Origin of the sequence: Actinomadura sp. KC216 (assembly GCF_004348535.1) — a bacterium.
Classification (GTDB): domain Bacteria; phylum Actinomycetota; class Actinomycetes; order Streptosporangiales; family Streptosporangiaceae; genus Spirillospora.
This window is the reverse complement of sequence record NZ_SMJX01000522.1, coordinates 1-3,588: the sequence shown is the minus strand read 5'-3', so window position 1 is coordinate 3,588 and position 3,588 is coordinate 1. Positions and strand designations below refer to the sequence as shown.

General features: G+C 74.7%; 4 protein-coding genes. 1 reads left to right on the top strand and 3 read right to left on the bottom strand.

The features are described from left to right. The first annotated feature begins 8 nt into the window (after positions 1 to 8). Positions 9 to 155 carry a gas vesicle protein GvpK gene (gene gvpK, locus E1264_RS41395; protein ID WP_279492163.1) on the top strand — a complete coding sequence of 49 codons (147 nt, stop codon included), beginning with the start codon at positions 9 to 11 and terminating at the stop codon, positions 153 to 155. A 17-nt stretch (positions 156 to 172) separates the two neighbouring features. Here the strand turns inward: gvpK and E1264_RS41390 are convergent, their stop codons facing one another. The 3 genes from E1264_RS41390 to E1264_RS41380 all read right to left on the bottom strand — a co-directional run. Next, on the bottom strand, positions 173 to 1,756 hold the full coding sequence (locus E1264_RS41390) for a TROVE domain-containing protein (RefSeq protein WP_132182860.1): 1,584 nt from the start codon (positions 1,754 to 1,756) through the stop codon (positions 173 to 175). Between the two features lie 517 nt (positions 1,757 to 2,273). Continuing rightward, entirely contained in the window at positions 2,274 to 3,110 is an 837-nt protein-coding gene (locus E1264_RS41385; protein ID WP_207936934.1) for a methyltransferase domain-containing protein, read from the bottom strand. 158 nt (positions 3,111 to 3,268) lie between these two features. After that, positions 3,269 to 3,588, bottom strand: a 320-nt coding sequence (locus tag E1264_RS41380; protein ID WP_132182856.1) for an ATP-binding cassette domain-containing protein, incomplete at its 5' end; no start/stop codon positions are given.

Sequence of the window (3,588 nt, the reverse complement as noted above, 5' to 3'; positions counted from 1 at the left end):
GCGGTGACCTGTCCGCCGAGCAGGTCGAGGACCTCGGGCTGGCGCTGCTGCGCCTCGACGAGGCGATGACCCGTCTGAAGGACCACTTCGGCCTGGACGAGCACGACCTCAACCTGGACCTCGGCCCCCTGGGGCCCCTGCTCCCGCAGGACTGACCGCCCCGCCCCCGGCCTCACCCGGTCTGCCGCCACGGCCAGGCCGCGTCGCGTCCGCTCTCCAGCAGGGGGATCAGCTGGAACGCGGCGTCGGACAGGCCGCCGAACACGTGCCGGCCGTCCGCGCCGGAGGGGCCGTGCCCGTACCGGTATCCGGCCAGGTTCCAGGTGTAGACCGGGACGCGTCCGGGGACCCGATCGGCCGGGTCGGCGCCGCGGTGGCCGCCCCACGCCTGCTCGTCGGTGACGATCACGACGCGGTCGTGGCCGCGGAAGGTCGCCCGGACGGCCTGGGCGGTGTCGGTGCCGCCGAGGTTGCCGAACCGGTCCAGCACCGTCAGCAGCGACTCGCCCCGGCGGACGGGGACCGTGCGGTGGCCGGTGCCGAACTCGACCAGGTCGGCCGCGTCCGCGCGCATCGCCAGCGCGGTCCCGAAGATCGCCGCGGAGTCGGCGCGGTTCAGCCCGGACCGGTTCGACACGCGCCCGAACATCGACCCGGACCGGTCGACCAGGATCAGCGTCCGTCCGGTCAGCGCGGGGACGTTGGCCAAGGAGTGGTTCAGCGCCCGCTCCAGCGGCCACGCCCACCGCAGCGACGGCGCGGCCCTGTGCGCGGCCAGGAACCGGAACGGGAACATGCGGCTGCGCGCGATCACCCCGGGGTCGGCGAGCGTGGCGGCGACCGCCCCGGCGGCCTCGTCGGACACGCCCGCCCGGTCGAAGTTGCGCAGGTTCCGCGCGAGGGCCATGACGCCCATGCCCGGGATGATCGCCTCCCACGCGGCGGCGTCCATCGGGCCCTGCAGCCACCCGGCCAGCGCCTCCCAGGTGATGCCCGCCGCGCGCAGCCGCTCGGGGCCGCCGTCGGCGAGCAGCACCGCGCGGCGCTCGGCGGCGGGCGTGGCCATCAGCGCCGCGCGGGCCCGCAGCGTCGCCAGCCGCTCGGGGACGTCCGTCCCGCGGCCGTGCCGCCGGTCCAGCGCGTGCGCGAACAGCTCGCCCTGCCACGGCTTGTCCGCCGCGGGCGCCGGGTGCACCAGGTCGATCACGTCGCCGAAGCGGAACCCGTGCGCGGCGGTGTCGTACTTGAGCAGGGACCGCTCGGTGTAGAGGCGCCGGACGGCGTCGGCGATGCCGCGCTTGACCGGCTTGGGGACCGCGCGGCCGTAGGTCGAGGTCCAGTACGCCAGGGCCTCGCCGGGCTCGTCGGCGCGCCGCAGCACATCGGCCACCATTTGCCGGTTGCGGCCGTGCCGTCCAGCCGCCAGCCGCGCCCGGACGGCCTCCAGCGCCGCGACGACCGGCGCCGAGCGCATATTCGCCTCGCCGCGCAGCCACGGCAGGAAACCGGCCGTCCACGCCCCGTCCTCGACCGCGACCCGGCGGACCAGGTCGCGGAAGCGGGCGTCGCGGTCGCCGGCGGACTCGTAGAAGGTGTCCTCGCCGACCATGTTCGCCACCGCGAGCAGGAACAGCTCGCTCTTGGCGTCGCGCGCGTAGCCGGGCGCGCCCTCGTAGGTCCGGCCGGACGGCGACGTCTCCGCGCGGATCGCGCTGGCCGTGGCCGCGCGGACGGCGGCGCGGTTGTACTTCGCCATGAGCGAGGGCTCCCTTCCAAAGCCGGAGGGAGCCCTTCTCGCATTCAGATGCCCGCGAAGCGCCGCGCGCCCGCGAATCACGTGCTCCCTCCCGAGATCAAGTCGGCGCACGGAATGGCCCCGCCGAATGGGGGCACAGGCCCATGAGAGGGCCTGCAAGGAATCGAACCTCGAAGTATCCGTTTCGCCTGCGCACCGGGAGGTGCGTATTCGGTTGTGACCGAAGAGAGCGCCCGAGGACAGGACGGCGAGAGGCACGTAGCGCTCTACCCTTGAGCTACACGAGCCCGAGGCTCGTGACGGGACTCGAACCCGCAACCACTCGATTATGTGTCGAAGTAACTCTCACCTGCGCACCGGGCGCGCTCTGCGGCGGTCGGAGCCCTTCCGAGATCACAGGCGGCCTCGGGTGGTGTTTCTATTTTGCAGACAGAAGTAACCCGTGGCCATCGCACCGGAAAGGCGATGCCCCTAGGAGATCAGCCCGGCGGCGGCGAGCACAACCGAATATTTCCCTTCACGCGGGCGGGTTGACCGCCGTGCCCTTGAAAAAGGTGTAGTGGAATGTGCCGTCGGGGGCGGCGGCGCGGCGCAGGCCGGCGATGCCGCGGTCCCAGCCGGCGGGCGTGGCCAGCCCCGCGGCGAGCGCGTCGCCGCGGACCGCCTCGACCATCGCGGTGAAGGTGTCGAGGGTGAACGCCCGCGCCAGGTCCGGGCGGCTCCCGTCGGCGTACACCGTCCGCGGGCCCACCTCGACGTTCCCGTACCCGGCGGCCGCCAGCAGCGGCGCCACCCGCCGCCCGATCAGCGCGTCCCCGCCCGCGGCCGCCTGCAGCGCGACCAGGTGCCCGATCGCCGCGCGGGCGGGCGCGCTGTCGGGGTGGAAGAACGCCGACCCGTGATCGCCCTCGATCACCGTGACGGTCCCGCCGGGCCGCAGAACCCGCCGCAGGCCCGCCAGCGCGGCCCGCGGGTCGGGGAGGTGCTCCAGGACGAAGCACACGAACAGGTGATCGAACGCGTCGTCGGGGAACGGCAGGTCGTGCAGGTCCCCGCACCGCCACTCCACCCGCGCGCCGGGACGCTCCGCCGCCACCCGCGCGCGGGCCTGCTCCAGCGACGCGGGGGACAGCTCCACGGCGGTCAGCCGCATGCCGGGGGAGCGGGCCAGCAGATGCACCGTCTGCGCCCCGACACCGCACCCGACCTCCAGCACCCGGCTCCCGGGCGGGTAGGACGTGCCGTCGTGCAGCAGATCGGCCAGCGCGTCCGCCTGGTCGCCGAGCCGCCGCGCCTCCCGCCCGGAATAGCCGTGCACGTACCCGTCCGCACGGCCGACTGCGCGGCCGTCCACGCGGCCGTCCACCGTGTCGTCTCCGGGCCCGCGCCCGGGTGTCGTCGTCGAAGCCCTCGCCGTATCCATGGTCGCCTAGAGTGCACCGGGAACGGCCGGGTGAACAGGTCCAATCCCGACAAGATCGACAGGTCCAAGCGGTCAGGGCGGCCACCCCGTCACGCGGTGAGGGTCTCGGCGTCCCACAGGTCCCGGTACGCGCCCGGCGCCGCGAGCAGCTCGCCGTGCCCGCCGCGCTGCACCACCCGGCCCCGGTCCAGGACGATCACCTCGTCGGCCGCGTCCAGCGCCGCGAGCCGGTGCGTGACCAGCAGCAGCGTCCCGCCACCGGGCCGCGACAGCAGGTCGCGGGTGACCGCGTCCGCCATGGCCGGGTCCAGCGCCTCGGCGGGCTCGTCCAGCACCAGCACCGTCGGGTCGGCCAGCAGCGCCCGCGCCAGCAGCAGCCGCTGCCGCTGCCCGCCCGACAGGCCCCGCC